Origin of the sequence: Mycolicibacterium rutilum (assembly GCF_900108565.1) — a bacterium.
GTDB lineage: Bacteria > Actinomycetota > Actinomycetes > Mycobacteriales > Mycobacteriaceae > Mycobacterium > Mycobacterium rutilum.
Window position 1 is genome coordinate 5537070 of sequence record NZ_LT629971.1, and the last position, 22735, is coordinate 5559804.

The following is a 22735-nucleotide window of genomic DNA, read 5'->3' on the forward strand; positions in this document are numbered from 1 at the left end:
TCCGGACCAGGTTTTCGGGGGCTCGGGGAGCTCTGAAAACTCAAAGGCCACGGATCCTTGACTGCGGGTCCGTGGCCTTTTCGGCGATATCGTGGGCTTCCCTAGATGGTGCCCCGATCGACGGACGTGGCAGTCGCGGCGGCGGTGCGGCGCTTGCGCTGCGGGGTAATGGCAGCGGCGACACCGGCGGCGGCGTGCGCGGGATGCGCGGCGGCGGCCGGACGCGCCGCGACAGCGGCGGCAGCGACATGGAGGGTCCGCGACATGCCGGCAACGGCTACGCCGGTGAACGCACTGTTGCAATTCATGACGTCGGCACCCTCCTTTCGCACAAGAACATCCCCGACGGGATGTGATTTCGAGGCTAAGCGTAACAGCCAAAACCCACAAGCGATTTTCTGACCTGCGGTTTTGGCATGATCTTTACGGTTGTTGGCGGTCTCGGTCACCGGCTCTGACGGCCCTTCACCAGTTCGAGCACGTCGGCGCCGAACTGCTCGAGCTTGCGCGCGCCGATGCCCGGGATCGCGACCAGTGCGGCGTCGTCGGTGGGCAGCGTTTCGGCGATCGCGATCAGCGTGTTGTCGGTGAACACCACGTAGGCCGGCACGCTCATCTCCTTGGAGGTGCGCAACCGCCAGTCCTTGAGGTCGCTGAGCAGCTGCTCGTCGATGTCGGAGGGGCAGCTTTCGCAGCGGCGCAACATGATTGCGGGCGGCGCCCTGAGCACGGCGTTGCAGACCCGGCAGCGCGGGGGCGCGCCGCGCGGGCGGCGCGGCCTGGCGGGGGTGTCACCGGCGTTCGACGACTGCGGCGCGATGCCGTTGAGGAACCGCGACGGTTTGCGGCTCTGCCGGCCACCCGGCGTCCGGGCCAGCGCCCAGCTCAACGCCAAATGCACTCTGGCCCTTGTGATTCCGACGTACAGGAGGCGGCGTTCCTCCTCCACGGCTTCGCTGTCGGGGCCGTGGGAGAGCGCGTGCGAGATCGGCAGGGTGCCGTCGGCCAGCCCGACGAGGAACACCGCGTCCCACTCCAGCCCCTTGGCGGCGTGCAGCGACGCCAGGGTGACGCCCTGCACGGTCGGGGGGTGCCGCGCGTCGGCGCGCTGGCGCAGTTCGGTCAGCAGTGCGCGCAGGTCCAGCGCGGGCCGCAGCGCGACCTCCTCGTCGACCAGTTCGGCCAACGCGGTCAACGCTTCCCACCGCTCGCGCGCCTTGGTGCCGGTGGGCGGTTCGGCGGTCAGGCCGAGCGGTTCGAGCACGGCGCGCACCACCTCGGGCAGTGGGCCGTCGGGTTCTCTTTCAGCGGCGCGCTGCAGCGCCACCAGCGACTGGCGGATCTCCTGGCGGCTGAAGAACCCCTCGCCGCCGCGGACCTGGAACGGGACGCCCGCCTCGGTGAGCGCCTCCTCGTAGACCTCCGACTGCGCGTTGATCCGGTACAGCACCGCGATCTCCGCCGGTTCGGTACCGGACTCGATGAGCCGCTTGATGTTCTTGGCCACCGCGGCGGCCTCGGCGACCTCGTCAGGATGCTCGGCGAAAGTCGGCGCCGGCCCGGGCGGACGCTGCCCGACCAGATGCAGCCGGCTGCCCGCCATCCGGCCGCGGGCCCCGGCGATGACCCGGTTGGCCAGCGACACGACCTGCGGGGTGGACCGGTAGTCGCGTTCGAGTCGCACGACGGCGGCGTCGGGGAACCGCCGGGAGAAGTCGAGAAGATAGCGCGGGGTGGCGCCGGTGAACGAATAGATGGTCTGGTTCGCGTCGCCGACGACGGTCAGGTCGTCGCGGTCACCGAGCCAGGCGTCGAGCACCCGCTGCTGCAGCGGGGTGACGTCCTGATACTCGTCGACGACGAAACAGCGGTACCGGTCGCGGAACTCCTGGGCGACCGCGGCGTCGGTCTCGATCGCGGCGGCGGTGTGCAGCAGCAGGTCGTCGAAGTCCAGCAGCGTGGTGCCGTCGCGGCGGGCCTTGAGCGCCTCGTAGCCGGCGTAGACCGCGGCCACCTTCGCCGCGTCGAACGGGATGTCGCGGCTGGCCTGGGCCACGGCATCGGGATAGGCCTCGGGACTGATCAGCGACGCCTTGGCCCATTCGATCTCGCCGGCGAGGTCACGCACGTCGTCGGTGGCCGTCGACACCTTGACCCGGTTGGCGGCCTGCGCGACCACCGAGAACTTGGTGTCGAGCAGTTCCCAGGTGGTGTTGCCGACCACACGCGGCCAGAAGTACGCCAGTTGGCGGCGCGCGGCGGCGTGAAACGTCATCGCCTGCACCGAGGACGTGCCGACACCCCCGGCGGCGGCGTCGAGCGCACGCAACCGCGCCCGCATCTCCCCCGCCGCACGCGAGGTGAACGTCACCGCGAGCACCTGGCCGGGCGCGACGTGACCGCCGGCCACCAGGTGCGCGATGCGGCGGGTGATGGTGCGGGTCTTACCGGTGCCCGCGCCGGCCAGCACGCATACCGGCCCGCGCGGGGCCAGCACCGCCTCGCGCTGCTCCTCGTCGAGGTCCTCGACCGTGGGGGTGCGCGCCGAGACGGCATCTACGGACATGCGGTCCATCTTGGCAGTGGGCGGTGACAAAAGCCGGTACGCCGTCGGGCATGTTCGGGTCATCGACTACGTTGACTGCGGTATGAGCGCTGCACAGACCTCCGTGACCATGTACACCACCACGTGGTGTGGCTACTGCGTCCGCCTGAAGAAGGCGCTGCAGGCCGAGGGCATCACGTTCACCGAGGTCGACATCGAGAAGGATCCGGCCGCCGCGGAGTTCGTCGCCTCGGCCAACGGCGGCAACCAGACGGTGCCGACGCTGAAGTTCCCGGACGGGTCGACGCTGACGAACCCGACCCCGCGCGAAGTGAAGGCCAAGCTCGGCGCCTGATCCGGTCAGTCCAGGGCGGCCCAGGACTCGATGATCTCCCGGGCGATCGAGATCGACCCGGGCAGCAGCAGCCGCGACGGTGAGTCGCTGCTCCAGTCGCCGTCCTCGAGGGCCGCGCGGATCTCGGCGCGGGTGAACCAGGCCGCCTCGGCGATCTCGCCGTCGTTGAACGAGAACTCCTGCTCGGGATCGCCGATGGCGTGAAAGCCGACCATCAGCGACCGCGGGAACGGCCACGGCTGGCTGCCGAGATACTGCACGTCGGTGACGGTCAGGCCGATCTCCTCGGCGATCTCGCGCACGACGCACGACTCGAACGACTCGCCCGCCTCGACGAAGCCCGCCAGGATCGAGAACAGCCGTTCGGGCCACACCGTCTGGCGGGCCAGCACCGCGCGGTCGTGGCCGTCGTGCACCAGGCAGATGATCGCCGGGTCGATGCGCGGGAACTCCTCGTGGCCGTTGACCGGGTTGACCCGCGACCAGCCGCCCTTGATGGGGCGGGTCGGCGAGCCGTCGATCGCGCTGAAGCGCGCCTGGTCGTGCCAGTTCAGCAGCGCGGTGGCGGTGGCGACCAGCTGCGCGCTGACGTCGTCGAACACCTGGCCCGCGCGGCGCAGGTCGAGCACCTCGGTCTCGGTGTGCGGGTCCTCGGGCCCCTCGAGCGCGGCACGGATGCCCCACACGTGCCTGCCGTCGGTGAGCCTGCCCAGGAACACCGCGTTCTCCGGCGGTTTGTCGCCGAGCTTGGCGGCGTTTCCGAGGACCACGCTGTTGCCGGCGATCAACACCTGGTTGCGCCGGTCGACGCGCAGCACCAGCGCGTCCGGCCAGCCGGCCAGCGCCGCGTCGACGTCGGTGCGCACGGTGTCCGCGCGGTCGGCCCCGATGCGCGACAGCAGCGGGACATTGCGCAGCTGAAACGACGTCATCTCTCGGCGTCCGCGCTACGGATGTAGAGCAACCGGTCCCCCAGTTCGAGGGCGTCGACATCCGGTTCGTCGACACGCACCAGCGTTCCGCCGCGCACGACGCCCAGCACGATGTCGGACAGGTGCCGCGGTGAGCCGCCGACCTCTTTCGGGGTGACCTCGCGTTCGGCGATCGCGAAGCCGGCGTCGGGGGTGAGCAGGTCTTCCATGACCTCTACAACGCTCGGGGTCTGCACGGCGATACCGAGCAGCCGGCCCGCAGTCTCGGAGGTGACGACAGTGGAGTCCGCGCCGGACTGTTTGAGCAGGTGCTCGTTGTCGGTCTCACGGACCGCGGCGATGATCTTGGCGTTCGGCGCCAATTCCCGCGCGGTCAGCGTGACCAGCACCGCGGTGTCGTCGCGGTTGGTGGCCACGATGATCGACTTGGCGTGCTGGGCGCTGGCGAGCCGCAGCACCTCGGAGTCGGTGGCGTTGCCGCGCACGGTGACCAGGCCCGCGCTCTTGGCGCGTTCGAGCGCGGCGGCGTTCTCGTCGACCACCACGATGTCGGCGGGGGCGATCTCGTCGCCGACCATCGCAGCGGCGGCGGTGCGGCCCTTGGTGCCGTAGCCGACGATGACGATGTGGTTGCGCACTCTGTTCCTCCATCGCTGGATCTGGTAGACCTGCCGCGACTGTGTGGTCAGCGTTTCGACCGTCGTACCGATGAGCACGATCAGGAACGCCACCCGCAGCGGGGTGATCACCAGGACGTTGATGAGTCGCGCCGACGGCGTGACCGGGGTGATGTCGCCGTAGCCGGTCGTCGACAGCGAGACGGTCGCGTAGTACAGGCAGTCCAGGAACGACAGCGGGTCGTCGGGATTGGGGCTGCTCTCGATGTCGCGGTAACCGTGGCGGTCGAGGTAGACGATGATGACCGCGGCGAACAGCGCCCCGAGCGCGTAGACGACGCGGGTGGTGATCCGTCGGCCCGGGGAGACCGGGTCGCTCGGGATCTGCACCCGGTCGGTGATCGCGTGGACCGGCTGGTCCGACAGCGACTCGTCGAATCGGCGGAGCCGGCGCCGCAGTTTGCCTTTAGCCATCCAGCCTCGTCACCGCAAGGGACCGCCGCATCCGCACAATGTAATCATGACCTCATCCTTGCCCGAATCGCAGCAGCAGGCCGATCCGTCGCGCGCCTATCGCATGGCCGCAGGCCTGCTGGGCATCGGGACCCTGCATTTCCTCGCCCCCAAGCCGTTCGACTCGATCATCCCGGCGGAGTTGCCCGGTAGTCCCCGGTTCTACACCTACGCGTCCGGGGTGGCCGAACTCGGCGTGGCCGGGTTGCTGGCCGCGCCGCGGACGCGTCGCTTCGGCGCGCTGGCCGCGGTGGCGCTGTTCTTGGCGGTGTTCCCGGCCAACGTCAACATGGTCCGGCTGTGGTTTCAGGACCCGACGAAGTCGCTGCCGATGCGGCTGATCGCGATCGCGCGGCTGCCGCTGCAGGTGCCGATGATCGTGCAGGCGGTCAAGGTGTACCGCTCGGCCTGACCGCCCGCCGGGTCAGGCCACCTCGCGCGCATCGTCGGCCTCCTCGAGCAGCGCGGCGAGTTCGTCGGCGCCCGGCATCGCGTCGGGGACGACGGTGTCACCACTGCGCACGTAGTGGAAAGCGGCCCGCACGGACTCGACCGCGCACCCGTGCATGCCGGCCCACGCCAGCCGGTACACGGCGAGCTGAATCGCCGCGTGCTGCTTGGCTTCCGGTGTGGCCGGCGGCGCGCCGGTCTTCCAGTCGACGACGGTGAAGCCGCCGTCGTCGGCGGCGAACACCGCGTCGATGCGGCCCCGCACCACCCGCCCGCCGATCAGCATGTCGAACGGCACCTCGACGTCGATCGGCGTGCGGGCGGCCCACGGCGAGACCGCGAACGCGGCCTGCAGTTCGGCGAGTTCGTCGGCGACGGCGGCGTCGTGGTCGACGGCGCCGGGTAGGTCGTCGAGGTCGAACAGCCGGTCGGCGTGGTAGAACCGCTGCACCCAATCGTGAAAGGCCGTGCCCAGCAGGGCATGTGGATCGGGTCGGGTCGGCAGCCGGCGGCGCAGCCGCTGTGCGAGCGCCGCCGGGTCGCGGCCCAGTTCCACCAGCGTGCTGACCGAGACCTGGTCGGGCAGTGAGACGGTGACCGGCTGCTCGGGCCGGTTGCGTTCGGCGAGCAGCGCGTCGACGTCGGCGGCCCAGTCCTCTCCCGGGTCACCTGTGGTGGCGGTCGGGGCGGCCGGGGCGGTCATGGCGGCGGCGACCAGCGCGGCGCCGCGATCGACGGGGCCGCGTTGCGCACCGGCCGGGTCGGCCGGCCACACCGCTTCGACCACCTCGTCGCGCAGCGGGTTGGGGTCACCGTCGGCCGGCGCGGGCGCCCAGTGTTCGACGACGCCGCACGGGTCACCGGCGGCGGCGGACTCCTCGATGATCGCCTTGAGCTCGCACAGGAACTCCGACGGGCCGCGCGCCTTGCCCTCAGCGGCACCCCAGTGGTGCCCGGACAGCAGCAGGGTGTCCTCGGCGCGGGTGAGCGCCACATAGAGCAGGCGGCGTTCCTCGTCGATGCGCCGTTGTTCGAGGCTCTGCTTGTGCTCGGCGATGGTGTCGGACAACCGTTTACGGTCGTTGACGTCGGAGGTGTCGAGCACCGGGACGCCGTGCTCGGACATCGTCGCGCGGTCTCCGCGCAGCAGCGGCGGCAGGTCGCCGGCGTCGGTGAGCCAGGTGCGGGCCGACCCGGTCGACGGGAACACCCGCGCGCTCAGGTGCGGGACGGCGACCACCTGCCACTCCAGGCCCTTCGCGGCGTGGATGGTCAGGATCTGCACCCGGTCGGTGGCCACCGACGTCTCGGCGGGCGCCAACCCGTTCTCCACTTCCTCGGCGGCGTCGAGGTAGGCCAGGAACTCGGTGGGCCCGGCGGTCGAGCGGGCGGCGAAGTCGGCCACCACATCGGCGAACGCGTCGAGATGCTCGGTGCCCGACCAGCCCGCCGACACCGGGCGCCGGGCCCGCGCCTCGGTGTCCACACCCAGCGCGCGGCGCACCTCGGCGACGAGGTCGGGCAGCGGATGTGTCAGATGCGCCCGCAGCGCGGTGAGCTCGCGGCCGAGCGCCACGATCCGCGCGTACCCCGTCGGCGAATACGACTCGGGCGCACCGGGATCGGTGATCGCCTCGGCGAGCGTCGCGGCGTCGGCGTCGGGCACGGCCTCGGCGGCGATGCGGTCGGCGGTGTCGTGGTGTTCGGCTCTGCCCATGCCGTCGAGGTGCACCGCGCGCCGCCACAGCGCCGCGATGTCGTGGCCGCTGAGCCGCCAACGCGGGCCGGTGAGCACCCGCATGGCCGCGCTGCCGGCCGTCGGATCGGCGAGCAGTCGCAGCATGGCGACCACGTCGGCGACCTCGGGCACGCCCAGCAGTCCGGCCAGCCCGACGACCTCGACCGGCAACCCGCGGGCGGTCAGCGCGTCGGCCATCGGGGCCGCGTCGGCGTTGCGGCGCACCAGCACCGCGGCCGTCGGCGCGCCCGTCCCGTCGGGCCGCGGCGCGTGGTAACACTCGGCGATGGAATCGGCAATCCAGTTCCGTTCGGCGACAACATCGTTGAGCAGCGCCAGCCGGATCGTGCCGGGTTCGGCGTCGGGCCGCGGGCGAAGCGAGCGCACCGCCACCGAACGACGCCTCGCCTGCGCCGACACCGCGTTCGCCAGGTGCAGCGCCCGCGGCGGGTTGCGCCAGCTGGTGCGCAGCTCGAGCGCCGGCGCCGGTGTCCCGTCGGCGCGCGGGAAGTCGGTGGTGAACCGCGGCAGGTTGGTCGCCGATGCGCCGCGCCACCCGTAGATCGACTGGATGGGATCGCCGACGGCGGTCAGCGCGAGACCGTCGTCGGCGCCCCCGCCGAACAATGACGACAGCGCCACGCGTTGGGCGTGCCCGGTGTCCTGGTACTCGTCGAGCAGCACCACCCGGTACCGTCGCCGCAGTTCCTCGCCGACGTGCGGGAACCGTTCGGCCAGCCGTGCGGCCGAGGCCATCTGCATGCCGAAGTCCATCACCTTCTCGGCGCGCATCCGCTCGTGCAGCGCGTCGATCAGCGGCACCAGTTCGGTGCGCTCGGTCTGGGTGTTCAGCAGCCGCAGCAGCCATTGGCTGGGGCCGCGGTCGCGTTGATAGGGCCCGGCGGGCAGCGTGTGCACCAGCCGTTCGAGCTCGACGTGGGTGCCGCGCAGCTGCTCGGTGTCGACGAGGTGTTCGGCGAGCTGGCCGGCCAGCCGCAGCACCATCGACGTCACCGCCGCCGGTGTCTTGTCGGTTTCCAGCGCCGGATGCTCGCAAACCACCCGATATGCCATCTGCCACAACTCGGTTTCGCTGAGCAGCCGGGTCTCCGGCTCCACTGGCAGCAGCAACCCGTACTCGCGCAATAGGTTTCCGGCGAACGCATGGTAGGTGCTCACCGTCGGCGGTTCGTCGACGACGCCGACGCCTCGTTCGGCGGTGGGAGCGATGCCCGCGCCCGCCAGCCGGTTCAGCCGGGTGCGGACGCGACGCAGCAGCTGCCCGGCGGCCTTGCGGGTGAACGTCAGCCCGAGCACCTCGCCGGGCCGGGCGTAGCCGTTGGCGACCAGCCACACCACGCGGGCGGCCATCGTCTCGGTCTTGCCTGCGCCCGCGCCCGCGATGACGACCAGCGGGCCCGGCGGCGCGGCGATCACGGCGGCCTGCTCGTCGGTCGGGGCGAACAGGCCCAGCGCGGCGGCGAGTTCGGCCGGACTGTAGCGCGGGTTCATCACCGGTCTCCGTTCTGCGCGGGGCACATCGCCCGCACCGGGCAGTGCGAGCAGCCGTCGTTGATGCGGGCGACGAACTCCGGGCCCTTGGTCGCGGCTGCGGCGCGGTGCACGGCGTCGCGCCATTCGGCCTGCGCCTCCGGCGTCATCGGGTTCTGTTCACGCTCGGTCGCACCGTCCGCTCGGGCCTTGCCGAGGTAGACCAGCCGCCCGCCCCCCGGCGTATCTCCCTCGGAGAGCAGGCCTTCGGCGATCGCGAGCTGGTACATCGCCAGCTGGGCGTGGCGCAGGGCGTCGGCCTTGGTGACCGGGCTCTTGCCGGTCTTGAGGTCGACCACCACCAGGCGGCCGTCGCGGTCGTGTTCGAGCCGGTCGACCCGGCCGCGCACCCGCACGTCGGGCTGGCCGTCGGCGCCGGCGATGACCCCGTCGACGCTGATCTCGGTGCCGACCTCGGTGAGCTCGCCGCGGGTCTGCGCGCGCCACTGCGCGAAGGTTTCGAGCATCGCCCGGTGCCTGCCGAGTTCGTTGTCGGCGTACCACTGCGAGTCGAACGGCAGCTTGGGCCAGATCTTCTCCAGGTCGTTGATCAGCTGGCTCTCGGTCTTGCCGGGATCGGCGACCAGGGCGTGCACCAGTGAGCCGACCGCCGACCGCACGTCGCGCCCGTCGCTGCCGCCGTGGCGTTCGAGCAGCCAGCGCAGCGGGCAGTCGGTAAGCATCTGCAGGGTCGACGGTGACAGCGTGACGGTGTGGTCCTCGCCGTCCCACAGCGGTTGCTCACCGGACAGCGGGGTCATCGTCTGCCACTGCGTGGGCGCGGCGCCGGGCACCCCGGCCGCGGCCAGCCGCGCCAATTGTGTTGCCGCGCAAGCGCGTGACGCGTCGTCGACGGTACCGTCGGGGGCGCACACCACCGCGCGCAACCGGCCCACCACGGCGGCAGGCGCCAGCACGCGCGGCGCGCTGACCGGCGCGGCGACGTCGGGATCGGCGTCGGGGTCGGCGCCGCCGGCCAGCGCGGCCAGCTCGTAGCAGAACGCCGAGGGCAGCATCGACTCGTCGCCGCTGTCGCTGTCGACGGCGGTGACCAGCACGCGGCTGCGGGCCCGGCCCATCGCGGAGATCAGCAGGCGGCGCTCGTCGGCGAGCACCGGCGCGCGGGTGGACACGCCCTGCTCACCGGCGTCGGTGACACCGTCGAGCACATCGACGAGCTGCTGGGTGGCGAGCACCCCGCCGCGTGGAATCGCATTGGGCCACAGCCCTTCCTGCACACCGGCGATGACGACGAAGTCCCACTGCCTGCCGAGCGCGGCGTGCGCGCTGAGCACGGCGACCGCGTCGACGTCGGTGCGGTCGTCGCGGGCAGGCAGCCCGAGCGCGGCGACGTGGTCGATCAGCCCGCGCAGCGACGCGCCCGCGGTGCGGTTGACGTACTGCTCGGCGACGTCGAAAAGCGCTGTGACAGCGTCGAGATCGCGGTCGGCTTGCACGCCGGCCGGCCCGCCCCGCTCGCTGGCCGACAGCCAGCGTCGCTGCAGCCCCGACCGGTGCCAGGCCTGCCACAGGGTGTAGCGCGGGTCGGCGCCCTCCTCGACGCTGCGCCGCGCGGCGGCCAGCACCTTGCGCACGCGGTCCACGGGTCGCGCCAGGTTCTCGGGCAGGCCGTCGGCGCCCCGCTCGAGCGCCTCGACGAGCAGTTCGGCGAACTCGCGGCGCGGCTGCGCGGTGTCGGCGCGCCGCAGCGCCCGGCGCAGCTGGCGCAGCGACACCGGGTCGACGCGGCCGATCGGGCCGGTGACGAGCGCCGTCGCGTGCTCGGCGTCGAGCCCCTGCGCGGTGGCGGCCAGGACCGTGAGCAGCGCCTGCACGGCGGGCTGCTGGGCCAGCGGCGCCGTCGGCGTCGGCGTCTCGACCGGCACGCCCGCGGCGGCCAGGGTGCGCGCCACCGCGGCACCGAGCCGCGGAACCGATCGCACGATGACCGCCATCTGGGACCAGGCCAGGCCGTCGACGAGATGGGCCCGGCGCAGCGCGTCGGCGATCACCGCGGCCTCGGCGTGCGGCGAGGCGGCGATGCGCACCGTCAGCGACCCGTCCCGCTCCGGCGCGCCGGTCAGCACGCGGCCGTCGTCGGCACCGGGCAGCCGCTTCGCGACGTGGCTGATCGCGTCGGCGATCGCCGGTGCGCAACGGTGCGACTCGGTGAGCGTGATCGCGGGCTCGTCGCCGCGCAGCAGGGCCGGATCGGCGCCGCGGTAACCGAACACCGCCTGGTTGGGATCGCCTGCGAGCACGGTGAGTTCGGCGCCGTCGGCGAGCACCCGCACCAACCGCGCGGCCTGGGGATCCAGGTTCTGCGCATCGTCGACCAGCAGGAGCTTGACCCGTGCGCGCTCGGCGGCCAGCAGGTCGGCGTCGGTGCCGAACGCCTCCAACGCGGCGCCGACGAGTTCGGCCGCACCCAATGCGGGGATGGTGGCCTGCGGAGCGGCCATCCCGACCGCCGAGCGCAGCAGCATGATCTGCTCGTAGGCTTGCGCGAACTGGCCGGCGGCCAGCCACTCGGGCCGCCCGGAGCGGCGCCCGATGCGTTGCAGCGCAAGCGGATCCACCCCGCGCTCGGTGCAGCGCGCCAGCAGGTCGCGGAGCTCGGTGGCGAACCCGACCGTGCTCAGCGCCGGCCGCAGGTGCGCGGGCCACGCGACGGCCGAGCGGTCACCGTCCTCGAGGTCGCCGGCGAGCAGTTCACGGATGATGCCGTCCTGCTCGGCGCCGGTGATCAGCCGCGGCGGCGGGTCACCGGTGCGCTGCGCGGCCAGTCGCAGCACCGCGAACGCGTAGGAGTGCACGGTGCGCACCAGCGGTTCACGCACCACGGCGCGCTCACCGGCGGCCAGCAGCGTGGAGGTGATCCGCGCCCGCGTCTGCGCGCCGAGCCGCGCCGAGCCCGTCAGCAACAGAACCGATTCCGGGTCCATCCCCGCCGCGATGTGCGCGACGGCGGTGTCGACCAGCAGCGTGCTCTTGCCGCTGCCCGCACCGCCGATCACGCGCACCACGCCGCGGGTGCCGGGCTCGACGAGCGCCGCCGGGGTCAGGTCGGTATGCGGTGCGGACATGAAGGCATGACACCACGGGGGTCCGACAAGTAGCCGCGACGCGATGCTGGCAGCATCGTCTGCGTGACCCGACCCCTGCATGTTCACCGCTACGGCCCGGACACCGCCGCGCAAGTGCTGGCCGTGCACGGCCTCACCGGCCACGGTCAGCGATGGCAGACGCTGGCGACCCGACACCTGCCCGGGGTCGCGGTCGCCGCCCCCGACCTGATCGGTCACGGCCGGTCACCGTGGGCGGCACCGTGGACGATCGACGCCAATGTCGAGGCGTTGGCGCAGCTGCTCGACAACCCGGTTGTCGTGGTCGGTCATTCGTTCGGCGGCGCGCTGGCGCTGCAACTGGCCGCCGCCCGCCGCGAGTTGGTGTCGGCGCTGGTGCTACTGGATCCGGCGGTCGGCCTCGACGGCGACTGGATGCGCCAGATCGCCGACGACATGTTCGCCTCCCCCGATTACACCGACCGCGCCGAGGCGCGCGCGGAGAAGGCGAACGGGTCGTGGGGTGAGGTCGAACCGGCCGAGCTGGACCGCGAACTCGACGAGCACCTGATCGATCTGCCGTCCGGGCGCGTGGGGTGGCGGATCAACATCCCCGCGATGCTGTCGTACTGGAGCGAGCTGGCGCGGCCGGCCACGTTGCCGCCCAGTCACATTCCGACGACGCTGGTGCGTGCCACCCGGACTCGGCCGCCGTACGCCTCCGACGAGCTGCTCGCGTCGTTAGGGCAGCGGCTCGGGCCGAATCTTCAGGTGCTGGAGTGGGATTGCGACCACATGGTCTCGCAGGCGCTGCCCGCGCAGACCGCGGCGCTGATTCGCGAGCACCTGGGGATGTAGCGATGGCCGCGATCACCGACGAGCAGGTGGAGGCCGTCCGCGCGCTGGTCGCTGCGATCCCGCCGGGCCGGGTGGCGACCTACGGCGACATCGCCGACGCCGCAGGGCTGTCCAGCCCGCGCATCGTCGGGTGGATCATGCGCACCGACTCCTCGGACCTGCCGTGGCACCGCGTCATCCGGGCGTCCGGGCGGCCTGCGCCGCACCTGAGCACCCGCCAACTCGAACGGCTGCGCGCCGAGGGGGTGCTCGCCGACGACGGCCGGGTGTCGCTGCGCGACGTCCGGCACACCTTCTAGAGAACCAGCCGCACCAGCGCGGCGGTGCGCGCGAGACCGGGGAACGCCGCAGCCGTCGACCGTGGATGCAGTGCATGCACGGCGATGCGGAACATCAACGCCCGCAACAACATCTGCGACCACTCCGGTAGCGGGGCCCAGCGTTCGATCAGCCCGTCGTCTGCCTCACCCCACGACAGCGCGTCGACCACCACCACACCGGCGGCCCAGGAGGCGGGCCGCCAGTACGGGATGATGTCGGTGATGCCCGGCGCGGCGGTACCGGCGAAAAGCACTGTGCCGTAGAGATCGCCGTGGACCAGCTGGCTCGGGCTCTTGGTCGGCTTGCGCAACGTGGCGAGCTGGTTGAGCAGTTCGACCGAACGCTGGCCGTCGGCCGAACCGGGCGACACCCGCGCGCCCGGCGGCAGCGAGTGCAGAGGGCGTTCCTCCCAGGCGGCGCGGTCGGCGGCGATGAACACGTCGACGTCGGCCCAGGGCGCGACGGGCGGTTGGGTCAGGAACCGGGGTCGTTCGAGCTTGGCGGTCGCCTCGTGCAACCGGACCGCCGCCGAGACCACCTCGTCGTGGCGCGGTTCGGGTGTGCCCGCGACGAACGTGTCCGCGCGCCAGCCGGCCACCACATAGCGCCCGTCGGTCGAGCGCACCGGCCGCGCCAGCCGCACCCCGTCGACGAACAGGGTTTCGCGCACCTTCGCCGACCAGGCGGCGCGGGCGTGGTCGGCGACCATCGACAGCACGACTTCGCCGCAGCGCCAGCCACCTTCCCAGCTCGACCCGAGCGGAACCGGCGCGACGCCGGTCAGGCCGAACGCGGCCAGCACATGATCCGGTGGCCGTTCGACACTCACCACCTCAGCCTAAGCTGAGATCCGGCAAACCAGCCGTTAGTACATGACCATGTCGGGTTCGAGTTGTCGTCCCCAGGCCACGATTCCGCCCTGAACGTGCACGGCGTCGGAGAAGCCGGCCTTCTTCGCGATGGCCAGCACCTCGGCCGAGCGGACACCGGTCTTGCAGTAGAACACCGGCGTCTTGTCGACCGGCAGCTTGGCCAGCGCCTCACCCGACTCGAACGCGCCCTTGGGGATCAGTTCGGCACCCTGGATGCGGTTGATGTCCCACTCGACTTGTTCGCGAACGTCGATCAGCGCCAGCCGCTTACCGGAATCCATCAGCTCCTTGAGCTCGGCCGGGGTGATCGTGGAGTCGGAGGCGGCTTCGGCGGCGGCCTCGGAGACCACGCCGCAGAACTCCTCGTAGTCGATCAGCTCGGTGATCTTCGGGGTCGACGGATCCTTGCGGATCTTGATGGTGCGGTAGGTCATGTCGAGCGCGTCGTAGACCATCAGCCGGCCCAGCAGGGTTTCGCCGATGCCGGTGATCAGCTTGATGGCCTCGGTGCCCATCACCGATGCGACCGACGCGCACAGGATGCCCAGCACGCCGCCCTCGGCGCACGACGGCACCATTCCCGGTGGCGGCGGCTCGGGGTACAGGTCGCGGTAGTTCAGGCCCAGCCCGTCGGGCGCGTCCTCCCAGAACACCGAGATCTGGCCCTCGAAGCGGTAGATCGAGCCCCACACGTAGGGCTTGTGCGCGAGCACGGCGGCGTCGTTGACCAGATACCGGGTCGCGAAGTTGTCGGTGCCGTCGAGGATCAGGTCGTACTGCTCGAACAGTTCGACGGCGTTGTCGGGTTCCAGCCGGAACTCGTGCAGCCGCACGTCGACGAGCGGGTTGATCTGCTGGATCGAGTCCCTGGCGCTCTCGGCCTTGGACCGGCCGATGTCGGACTGGCCGTGGATGATCTGGCGCTGCAGGTTGGATTCGTCGACGACGTCGAACTCGACGATGCCGATCGTGCCGACGCCGGCGGCGGCCAAATACAGCAGCGTCGGCGAGCCCAGCCCGCCGGCGCCGATGACCAGCACGCGGGCGTTTTTCAGCCGTTTCTGCCCGTCCAGGCCGAGGTCCGGGATGATGAGGTGGCGGCTGTAGCGCGCGACTTCCTCGCGGGTCAGTTCGGCCGCCGGTTCTACCAGCGGCGGCAACGGTGTCGACACCGAACTCTCCTTTATTGACGTTCCCTGTCCATCTCAGCAGGCCTCGGGTTCAACAGCAACGAGACCCCGGTCCTTCCCGCACGCTCGAGCGGGCGCGAGCGTGCGCAGCACGCCGAGATTCGGCGGCGTGTCGTGTGCAGACAGACGTCAGGCGATCGGGTACGGCCAGGGGTTGGGCTTGCAGGTCTTGTTGTCCGGCTGCACCGACTGCGGGTCGAACCGGGCCGCGTCGTTGTTGCTCGTCGAGAACGTCTGCTGCATCATCACCGGCGCCAGTTGATCGTTGTCGCCGCACGGCTCATGTCGCTGGTAGCCGATCGCGTGGCCGACCTCGTGGTTGATCAGGTACTGCCGGTAGGAGCCGACGTCGCCCTGGAACGGCACCGCGCCGCGCACCCAGCGCGCCTCGTTGATGAACACCCGCGGCTGACCGTCGAGATAGGCCGGGTTGTAGCAGGACGCCTCGAGCTGGATGTCGTAGCCGCAGCCCTCGCGGACGGTCATCGGTGTGGTCAACGACACCCGGAAATCGGGCTCGACGCCGGAGGACGCGTCTACGCGGGTGAACGCGAACTGCGGGTTGTGCGTCCAGCTCTTCGGGTTGGCCAGCGTCTCGCTGACCATGCGGGCGAAACCGTCGTCGCCGCCGAACGTCGCGGTGTCGATGCCGTCCTCGACCTCGACGGTGTAGGTGAAGACCTTCGCGGTGCCCTGACCCACCTGCGGCGCGGCGCCCGGCACGACGCGCCACGTCTTGGCGCCGGCCTCGGTGAACGGGCCGCCCTGCGGCAGGATTCCGGTCGGCAGGTTCGCGTCGAACTGGGTCAGGCCCTTGGGCGGCGCGCCGATGATCGCCGTGCTGGCCACCCCGATCGTCGGCGGACCCTGCACCGGCCCTTCGGCCTCCTTGGGCGCGGGCGCGCTGGCCCCGGTGACCGTCTGATACACCACCACCGCGGTCACCACGATCAGGATCGGCAACGCGTACGCGCGCCAGCCGTAGGTCGAGACGAACCGGCCGAGCCAGGTCTGCTTGCGGAAGCCGCGGTGCTCGTCGCGATTGGATCGGACCCGCCCCGAATCCTCGGCCAGCGGGTCGCGTTGCGCGCGCAGCGGCTCACGCCACTGGTCACGCAGCGCGGGCAGTCCCCCCTGGTTCTCTCTGCTCCCACTTCGCTCCGGACCCATCTGTCCCCCTCGCATACGGGAGTCGTAGGTCACCGGAACAGGATGACACAACCTGCTGGCCTCATACTTTTGACGCGCCACCGACAGCGAACGGCACCGCAAGCCGTGCCTGACGTGCGCGCCATGCCAGCGGTAGTAGTGTCGTTGCGACACCGAGCAGATGAAGGACGTGATGAGCGATCTCGCCAACACCGCGAGGAGGGGCGCGCAACGAGGCAGCGGCGAAACAGTCGGCCGCCGCGGCAATCGGCTTCCGCGCGATGAGCGCCGCGGTCAGCTACTGATCGCCGCCAGCGAGGTTTTCGTCGACCGCGGCTACCACGCCGCCGGGATGGATGAGATCGCCGACCGCGCCGGGGTGAGCAAACCGGTTCTGTACCAACACTTCTCGTCGAAGCTCGAGCTGTACCTCGCGGTGCTGGCCAAGCATGTCGAGAACCTGGTGTCCGGGGTCCGCCAGGCGCTGCGCACCACCACCGACAACCGGCAGCGGTTGCGCGCCGCGGTGCAGGCGTTCTTCGACTTCATCGAGCACGACGGCCAGGGCTACCGGCTGATCTTCGAGAACGATTACGTGACCGAACCGCAGGTCGCCGCTCAGGTGAAGGTGGCCACCGAGGCATGCACCGACGCGGTGTTCGACCTGATCAGCCGCGATTCCGGGCTGGAGGCGCACCGCGCGCGGATGATCGCGGTGGGGCTGGTGGCGATCAGCGTCGACTCGGCGCGCTACTGGCTCAACAACGAGCGGCCGATCTCCAAGGAGGCCGCGGTGGAGGGCACGGTGCAGTTCGCCTGGGGCGGTCTGTCACACGTGCCGCTCACGCGCTCCTAACCGGTCTTGGCCCCGAGGCCGACCCCGAATCCGACCCGGCGCACATCGGCGGCGCCGATCTCGACGTAGGCGATCTTCGACGTCTGCACCAGGAACCGGCGGCCCTTCTCGTCGGTGAGCGCCAGCACGCCCGCGTCCTGGGCCAGCGCGTCGGTGAACAACTTCTCGACCTCGCTCGGTGTCTGCGCGCTGTTGAAGCTCAGCTCGCGCGGGCTGTCCGTGACCCCGATCTTGACCTCCACGCCTGGTCCCTTTCCGTCAGCACTGAAGAACTTGAGCCAAGGCTAGTGGACGGCCCCGCCGCCGCGCCGCGCCGGTGAGTTCGCGGGCAGCGAAGCGGGTTCGTACGGTCGCCGCTTCCGAACGGCGACCGAACCGAGTCCGGACCGTAATCGACACACCGGTCGCCGAACCTCACCTGTCACATCCGCCTCGATAGTCTCAGGCGCGGCAACGATCTATGCGCGCGACAAGATCCGGGAAAACCTTTATGAACAGGCCTTATACCGCACATTCACCGTATTCGCTGACGCCGACCGAGCGGATCCGCACCTACCCCGACGAACCGGGGTACGGCTACGACTTCGAGCCGCCGTACGACCCCGACCACGAGCCGCCCACCGAGGACTACGACGAGTTCGCGCCGCAGTACGACGAGGAGCGCATCGACCGCCGGTGGATGTGGATCGCCGGCATCGCGGGCGTGATCCTGTTCGTCGCGATCGGCACCACTGGCATCATCCTCGGCGGCGGCGACAGCGGCTCGGTGTCGGCCACCGCGACCTCGGAGGCAGCCACCTCCGCCGCGCCGGCCACCACGTCGGCCCCGTCGGCGGGCACCGCCGCGCCGATCGCGCCGTCCCTGCCCGCCGAAACCGTCACGACGGTGACCCCGACCGCCGAGACCACGCCCCCGCCCGTCGCCGATCCGCCTGCGACGCCGGCCCCGCAGGCCGCCGCCCCGCCGCCCGCGCCGGCGTCGCCGCGCACGGTCACCTACCGGGTGACCGGCAACCGGCAGCTGATCGATCTGGTGACCGTGATCTACACCGACGGGCGCGGCGCCCTGCAGACCGACGTCAACGTCGCGCTGCCGTGGGCCAAGACCGTGGTGCTGGAGCCGGGCGTCGAGCTCAAGTCGGTCACCGCGACAAGCGTTGCGGGACAACTGAATTGCAGCATCACCGACGCCGCGGGCACGCTGCTCACCGCGCAGAACAACAACACCATCATCGCCAACTGCACGCAGTAGCGGCTCAGGCCAGGCCCAGCTCCTGCATGCGGGCGGCGTGGGTGCGCTGCAACCGGTCGAAGAACTCGGTCATCTGGGTGAGCCCCTCGCCGCTGGACATCACCAGGTCGACGAGCTCGTCGTGGTCGGCGAGCACGAACTGCGCCTGGGTGATCGCCTCGCCGAGCAGCCGGCGCGACCACAGCGCCAACCGGTGGCGCTGCCGGTCGCTGGCGGTCACGGCGGCGCGCACCTCGGCGACGACGAACTGCGAGTGGCCGGTCTCCGAGAGCACCGCTCGGACCACGTCGGCCACCTCGTCGGGCAGCGCGTCGGCGATCTCCAGGTAGAAGTCCGCGGCCAGCGCGTCGCCGACATAGGTTTTGACGAGCGCCTCCAGCCAGGTGCTTGGGGTGGTCAGCCGGTGGTAGTTCTCCAGCGCCGACGCGTACTTCGTCATCGCGGGCACGACGTCGACGCCGCGGCGCTCGAGCGCGTCGCGCAGCACCTCGTAGTGGTTCATCTCGGCGGCCGCCATCGCGGCCATGTTGATGCGTCCTCGCAGGTTGGGCGCCATCCGGGCCTCGTCGGTGAGCCGGTAGAAGGCGGCCACCTCGCCGTAGGCCAGCAGCGCGAAAAGCTCGGTGACGCCGGGGTGCGCGGCGGTGACGCCGGCCGTCGCCGGATCGGTCTGCTCGGGTGCAGGCGGCGTCGCGTTCATGGGGCCAACAATAAACGTCGCCCGGCGCGTCGCCCGAAGGCCGAGATCGACCGGGTATGATGATTGAAGGCAGTGGCATCTGAACCGCCGTTACCTAAAGAAATGTGCGTGCACGCAGTCGGCCCGCCTACCTCAGTGCAGGGCTTCGGTCTAACAGGCCATCAATTCGTTCGAACTCGTGCGCGCGTGGAAGCCATGAGGATGACGATTGAAAGGCCTCGTTTTCGCGTATGACGCATCTCAACCCCACATTTTCTGAACTAGGAGTCCGCGACGAGATCGTGCGGGCGCTCGCCGAGGATGGCAAGGAACACCCGTTCGCCATCCAGGAGCTGACGATGCCGATGGCACTCGCCGGCGACGATCTGATCGGTCAGGCCCGCACCGGCATGGGCAAGACCCTGGCGTTCGGGGTGCCGCTGCTGCAGCGGATCACCACCGACGAGTCCCGCCCGCTGACCGGTGTGCCCCGCGCCCTGGTCGTGGTGCCCACCCGCGAGCTGTGCCTGCAGGTCTTCAACGACCTGGCGACGGCCGCGAAGTACCTGACGGTCGGCGACCGCAAGCTCTCTGTCACGTCGATCTACGGCGGCCGCCCCTACGAGGCGCAGATCGAGGCGCTCGACAAGGGCGTCGACGTGGTCGTCGGCACCCCGGGCCGGCTGCTCGACCTCGCCCAGCAGGGCCATCTCAAGCTGGGTGGCCTGTCGATGCTGGTGCTCGACGAGGCCGACGAAATGCTCGACCTGGGCTTCCTGCCCGACATCGAGCGCATCCTGCGGCAGATCCCCGACAGCCGGCAGTCGATGCTGTTCTCGGCGACCATGCCGGACCCGATCATCACGCTGGCGCGCACGTTCATGAACCAGCCGACCCACATCCGGGCCGAGGCCCCGCATTCGGCGGCCACCCACGACACGACCGAGCAGTTCGCCTACCGCGCGCACGCGCTGGACAAGGTGGAGATGGTCGCGCGCATCCTGCAGGCCGAGGGCCGCGGCGCGACGATGATCTTCACCCGCACAAAGCGGACCGCCCAGAAGGTGTCCGACGAGCTGGCCGAACGCGGCTTCAAGGTCGGCGCCGTGCACGGTGACCTCGGTCAGGGCGCCCGCGAGAAGGCGCTCAAGTCGTTCCGCACCGGCGAGATCGACGTGCTCGTCGCGACCGATGTGGCCGCGCGCGGCATCGACATCGACGACGTCACCCACGTCATCAACTACCAGATCCCCGAGGACGAGCAGGCCTACGTGCACCGCATCGGCCGCACCGGTCGCGCCGGCAAGACCGGTGTCGCGGTGACGCTCGTGGACTGGGACGAGCTGGCCCGCTGGACGATGATCGATAAGGCGCTCAACCTCGGCTGCCCCGATCCGGCCGAGACGTACTCCAGCTCGCCGCACCTGTACACCGAACTCGGCATCCCCGCCGAGGCCGGCGGCACCGTCGGCGAGCCCGTCAAGGCCCAGGGCAGCAAGCGCGCCCCTGCGGAGAAGTCCGCCGACCGGCCCGCCCGCACCCGCAACCGGACCCGTCGCCGCACCCGCGGCGGCAAGCCGGTCACCGGGCACCCCGAGTCGGGCGCCGAGCAGCCCGCCGAGACCGGTGAGAGCGCCGGCGAGGAAGCGGGCGCACCGGCCAAGCGCAGGCGGCGCCGCCGGCCGCGCAAGGCCCCGGCCAGCGCCGGCTAGCGAGGACACCGGCCGCCGGATGGTCAAACCCGAACGCCGCACCAAGACCGACGTGCTGGTGGCCGTGGCGATCGCCGTGGTGGTGGCGGTGACCGCCGGGCTGATCTGGTGGACGAGCGACGCCCGCGCGACGCAGAGCCGACCGGCCGCCGCCCCGGTGCCCGACCTGGTGTCCGCCAGGGAGGTGCCGACCGCGCTGCGGCAGCTGTGGACCGCGCCGAGCGGCAAGACCACGACGCCGATCGTCGCCGGCGGCGCGGTGGTGACCGGTGACGGACGCACGGTGGAGGGCCGCGACCCTGCCACCGGCACCCCGCTGTGGAGCTACGCGCGTGATCTCGAGCTGTGCGGCGTCACCTCCGTCTACGAGTACGCCGTCGCCGTCTATCCCGACGTGCGCGGCTGCGGACAGGTCAGCACGATCGACGCCGAGACCGGGATGCGCGGCGCCGCGCGCACGTCCTACGCCGATGACCGGGTCACGCTGACCTCCGACGGCACCACCGTGCTGTCGGCCGGCGAGAACCGGCTGGAACTGCTGCGCTCGGACATGGTGCGGATGATCAGCTACGGAGCGCTCGACGCGCCGATCAAACCCGGCACCCCGGCCACGCCGCTGTGCCGGTTCGTCTCGACGCAGGCCAGTTCCAGCGCGGTGTCGCTGCTGGAGGCGTGTCCGGGGCAGGCCGACCTGCGGCTGACGCTGCTGCGGCCCGCCGACGACGAGGACGCCCCCGAGCTGAAGTACATCCCGCAGGAGGGCGTCGCCAAGGACTCCGACGCCCGCGTCGTGGCCGTCGCCGACACCACGACCGCGGTCTACGTCCCCACCCCGACGCCGACCGTGCACATCGTCGACGACACCGGCGCCACCACCGCCAGCACCCAGGTGGGCAGGCCGGTGTCACCGCAGGCCACCGCGTCGCGGGCCGGCGACCTGATCACCTGGTGGACCGGGGACAGCGTGATGGTGTTCTCCGCCAACGGACTTCGCTATCTCTACACGATCGCCCCGGCGGGGCCCAACGTCCCGCTGGGTCCGGGCACCGTGATGGCGGGCAAGCTGATGGTGCCGGTCACGAGCGGGTACGACGTGTTCGACGCGCAGACCGGCCGCGGCGAGCGCCACATCGCGCTGGACCGCGCGGGCAGTCCGACACCGGTGGTGCCCGCGGTGGCCGGTACGACGGTGGTGGAGCAGCGCGGCGGCGAACTGGTGGCGCTCGGCTAGATCTCCGGGCTGAACGTCGGCATCGGCTTGCCGCTCTTCCAGTGCTTGAGCAGCGCCTGAGCCAGCTCGCGGTAGGCCACGGCGCCCTTGTTCTTGCGGCTGGCCAGCACCGAGGCGCCCGACGCGCTGGCCTCGGCGAAGCGCACGGTGCGCGGGATCGGTGGCGCCAGCACCGGCAGGTCGTAGCGGTCGGCGACGTCGAGCAGCACGTCGCGGCTGTGCGTGGTGCGTGAGTCGTACAGCGTCGGCAGCGCGCCGAGCAGCCGCAGGTCGGCGTTGGTGATCGCCTGAACGTCGGCGATGGTGCGCAGGAACTGTCCGACGCCGCGGTGGGCCAACGTCTCGCACTGCAACGGCACGATCACCTCGTCGGCGGCGGTCAACCCGTTGAGCGTCAACACGCCCAGCGACGGCGGGCAGTCGATGATCACCACGTCGTAGCCGCTGCTGATCTTGGCGAGCGCGCGTTTGAGCGCGTACTCCCGGCCGGCCCGCATCAACAGCATCGCCTCCGCGCCGGCCAGGTCGATGTTGGCGGGCAGCAGCGCCATCCCCTCGGGCGTCTCGAGCAGCGCCGCGTCGGGCTCGACCTCACCGAGCAGCACCTCGTGGATCGACACCGGCAGCTTGTCGGGGTCGTGGCCCAGCGAGAACGTCAACGACCCCTGCGGGTCGAGGTCCACCAGCAGGACCTGCTTGCCCTTCTCCTGAATCGCCGCACCCAACGACGCGACCGTCGTCGTTTTGGCTACCCCACCCTTTTGATTGGCGACCGCAAGTACCCGCGTCACGGTGTTCATCGTTGCACGGGCCCGCACACCGCGAGCGACCGTGCGGCAGAATCAGTCG

Annotated in this window: 20 protein-coding genes; 8 read left to right on the forward strand and 12 right to left on the reverse strand. The window is 71.0% G+C overall.

The window, feature by feature from the left end; all coding sequences use genetic code 11:
* Positions 1 to 101 precede the first annotated feature (101 nt).
* Together BLW81_RS26950 and BLW81_RS26955 are read right to left on the reverse strand one after the other, a co-directional pair.
* Entirely contained in the window at positions 102 to 449 is a 348-nt protein-coding gene (locus BLW81_RS26950) for a hypothetical protein (RefSeq protein WP_157897852.1), read from the reverse strand.
* Positions 446 to 2566 carry an ATP-dependent DNA helicase UvrD2 gene (locus BLW81_RS26955; RefSeq protein WP_083410847.1) on the reverse strand — a complete coding sequence of 707 codons (2121 nt, stop codon included), beginning with the start codon at positions 2564 to 2566 and terminating at the stop codon, positions 446 to 448. The genes BLW81_RS26950 and BLW81_RS26955 overlap by 4 nt, the downstream gene beginning before the upstream one ends.
* Before the next feature lie 82 nt (positions 2567 to 2648).
* Between BLW81_RS26955 and BLW81_RS26960 the strand changes: the two genes are divergently transcribed.
* Positions 2649 to 2900 (forward strand): mycoredoxin, encoded by a 252-nt coding sequence (locus BLW81_RS26960; protein WP_083409854.1) that lies wholly within the window; start codon positions 2649 to 2651, stop codon positions 2898 to 2900.
* A 5-nt stretch (positions 2901 to 2905) separates the two neighbouring features.
* Here BLW81_RS26960 and nudC read toward each other — a convergent pair whose 3' ends face one another.
* Positions 2906 to 3832, reverse strand: coding sequence for an NAD(+) diphosphatase (nudC, locus tag BLW81_RS26965; RefSeq protein WP_083409855.1), 927 nt, complete (start codon positions 3830 to 3832; stop codon positions 2906 to 2908).
* Complete coding sequence (locus BLW81_RS26970) at positions 3829 to 4923, reverse strand: potassium channel family protein (protein WP_083409856.1); 1095 nt, start codon at positions 4921 to 4923, stop codon at positions 3829 to 3831. The genes nudC and BLW81_RS26970 overlap by 4 nt, the downstream gene beginning before the upstream one ends.
* 46 nt (positions 4924 to 4969) lie before the next feature.
* Here BLW81_RS26970 and BLW81_RS26975 point away from each other — a divergent pair, with 46 nt between their 5' ends.
* Entirely contained in the window at positions 4970 to 5374 is a 405-nt protein-coding gene (locus tag BLW81_RS26975; protein WP_083409857.1) for a DoxX family protein, read from the forward strand.
* Between the two features lie 12 nt (positions 5375 to 5386).
* On the opposite strand, the gene BLW81_RS26980 is transcribed toward BLW81_RS26975, so the two are convergent.
* Both BLW81_RS26980 and BLW81_RS26985 read right to left on the reverse strand, forming a co-directional pair.
* The gene (locus BLW81_RS26980; protein ID WP_083409858.1) at positions 5387 to 8662 is read right to left on the reverse strand and encodes an ATP-dependent helicase; all 3276 of its coding nucleotides are present in this window, start codon (positions 8660 to 8662) and stop codon (positions 5387 to 5389) included.
* A complete protein-coding gene (locus BLW81_RS26985) occupies positions 8662 to 11787 on the reverse strand; it encodes an ATP-dependent helicase (protein ID WP_083409859.1) in 3126 nt (1041 codons plus the stop codon). The genes BLW81_RS26980 and BLW81_RS26985 overlap by 1 nt, the downstream gene beginning before the upstream one ends.
* Before the next feature lie 63 nt (positions 11788 to 11850).
* On the opposite strand from BLW81_RS26985, the gene BLW81_RS26990 reads away from it, so the two are divergent.
* Together BLW81_RS26990 and BLW81_RS26995 are read left to right on the forward strand one after the other, a co-directional pair.
* Complete coding sequence (locus BLW81_RS26990) at positions 11851 to 12624, forward strand: alpha/beta fold hydrolase (protein ID WP_083409860.1); 774 nt, start codon at positions 11851 to 11853, stop codon at positions 12622 to 12624.
* Positions 12625 to 12626: 2 nt separating this feature from the next.
* A complete protein-coding gene (locus BLW81_RS26995) occupies positions 12627 to 12923 on the forward strand; it encodes an MGMT family protein (RefSeq protein WP_083409861.1) in 297 nt (98 codons plus the stop codon).
* Here the strand turns inward: BLW81_RS26995 and BLW81_RS27000 are convergent.
* The 3 genes from BLW81_RS27000 to BLW81_RS27010 form a co-directional block, all read right to left on the reverse strand.
* The gene (locus BLW81_RS27000; protein WP_083410848.1) at positions 12920 to 13774 is read right to left on the reverse strand and encodes a TIGR02569 family protein; all 855 of its coding nucleotides are present in this window, start codon (positions 13772 to 13774) and stop codon (positions 12920 to 12922) included. The genes BLW81_RS26995 and BLW81_RS27000 overlap by 4 nt on opposite strands.
* Before the next feature lie 36 nt (positions 13775 to 13810).
* The gene (gene moeZ / locus BLW81_RS27005) at positions 13811 to 14989 is read right to left on the reverse strand and encodes an adenylyltransferase/sulfurtransferase MoeZ (RefSeq protein WP_083409862.1); all 1179 of its coding nucleotides are present in this window, start codon (positions 14987 to 14989) and stop codon (positions 13811 to 13813) included.
* Positions 14990 to 15136: 147 nt separating this feature from the next.
* Positions 15137 to 16177, reverse strand: a complete 1041-nt coding sequence (locus BLW81_RS27010; RefSeq protein WP_083409863.1) for a DUF3152 domain-containing protein — start codon at positions 16175 to 16177, stop codon at positions 15137 to 15139.
* A 172-nt stretch (positions 16178 to 16349) separates the two neighbouring features.
* Here BLW81_RS27010 and BLW81_RS27015 point away from each other — a divergent pair, with 172 nt between their 5' ends.
* Complete coding sequence (locus BLW81_RS27015; protein WP_083410849.1) at positions 16350 to 17012, forward strand: HTH-type transcriptional activator FasR; 663 nt, start codon at positions 16350 to 16352, stop codon at positions 17010 to 17012.
* Here BLW81_RS27015 and BLW81_RS27020 read toward each other — a convergent pair.
* The gene (locus BLW81_RS27020; RefSeq protein ID WP_083409864.1) at positions 17009 to 17254 is read right to left on the reverse strand and encodes a DUF3107 domain-containing protein; all 246 of its coding nucleotides are present in this window, start codon (positions 17252 to 17254) and stop codon (positions 17009 to 17011) included. The two genes, BLW81_RS27015 and BLW81_RS27020, sit on opposite strands and share 4 nt — an antisense overlap.
* Positions 17255 to 17502: 248 nt before the next feature.
* Between BLW81_RS27020 and BLW81_RS27025 the strand changes: the two genes are divergently transcribed.
* On the forward strand, positions 17503 to 18264 hold the full coding sequence (locus BLW81_RS27025; protein ID WP_083409865.1) for a hypothetical protein: 762 nt from the start codon (positions 17503 to 17505) through the stop codon (positions 18262 to 18264).
* Between the two features lie 4 nt (positions 18265 to 18268).
* Here the strand turns inward: BLW81_RS27025 and BLW81_RS27030 are convergent, their stop codons facing one another.
* Complete coding sequence (locus BLW81_RS27030; protein ID WP_083409866.1) at positions 18269 to 18964, reverse strand: ferritin-like fold-containing protein; 696 nt, start codon at positions 18962 to 18964, stop codon at positions 18269 to 18271.
* Between the two features lie 230 nt (positions 18965 to 19194).
* On the opposite strand from BLW81_RS27030, the gene BLW81_RS27035 reads away from it, so the two are divergent.
* Together BLW81_RS27035 and BLW81_RS27040 are read left to right on the forward strand one after the other, a co-directional pair.
* Positions 19195 to 20655: a DEAD/DEAH box helicase gene (locus BLW81_RS27035; protein ID WP_083409867.1), complete on the forward strand. Its 1461-nt coding sequence runs from the start codon at positions 19195 to 19197 to the stop codon at positions 20653 to 20655.
* Positions 20656 to 20674: 19 nt separating this feature from the next.
* Positions 20675 to 21886 carry an Rv3212 family protein gene (locus tag BLW81_RS27040; protein WP_083409868.1) on the forward strand — a complete coding sequence of 404 codons (1212 nt, stop codon included), beginning with the start codon at positions 20675 to 20677 and terminating at the stop codon, positions 21884 to 21886.
* Here BLW81_RS27040 and BLW81_RS27045 read toward each other — a convergent pair.
* The gene (locus tag BLW81_RS27045; RefSeq protein ID WP_083409869.1) at positions 21883 to 22686 is read right to left on the reverse strand and encodes a ParA family protein; all 804 of its coding nucleotides are present in this window, start codon (positions 22684 to 22686) and stop codon (positions 21883 to 21885) included. The two genes, BLW81_RS27040 and BLW81_RS27045, sit on opposite strands and share 4 nt — an antisense overlap.
* Between the last annotated feature and the right edge of the window lie 49 nt (positions 22687 to 22735).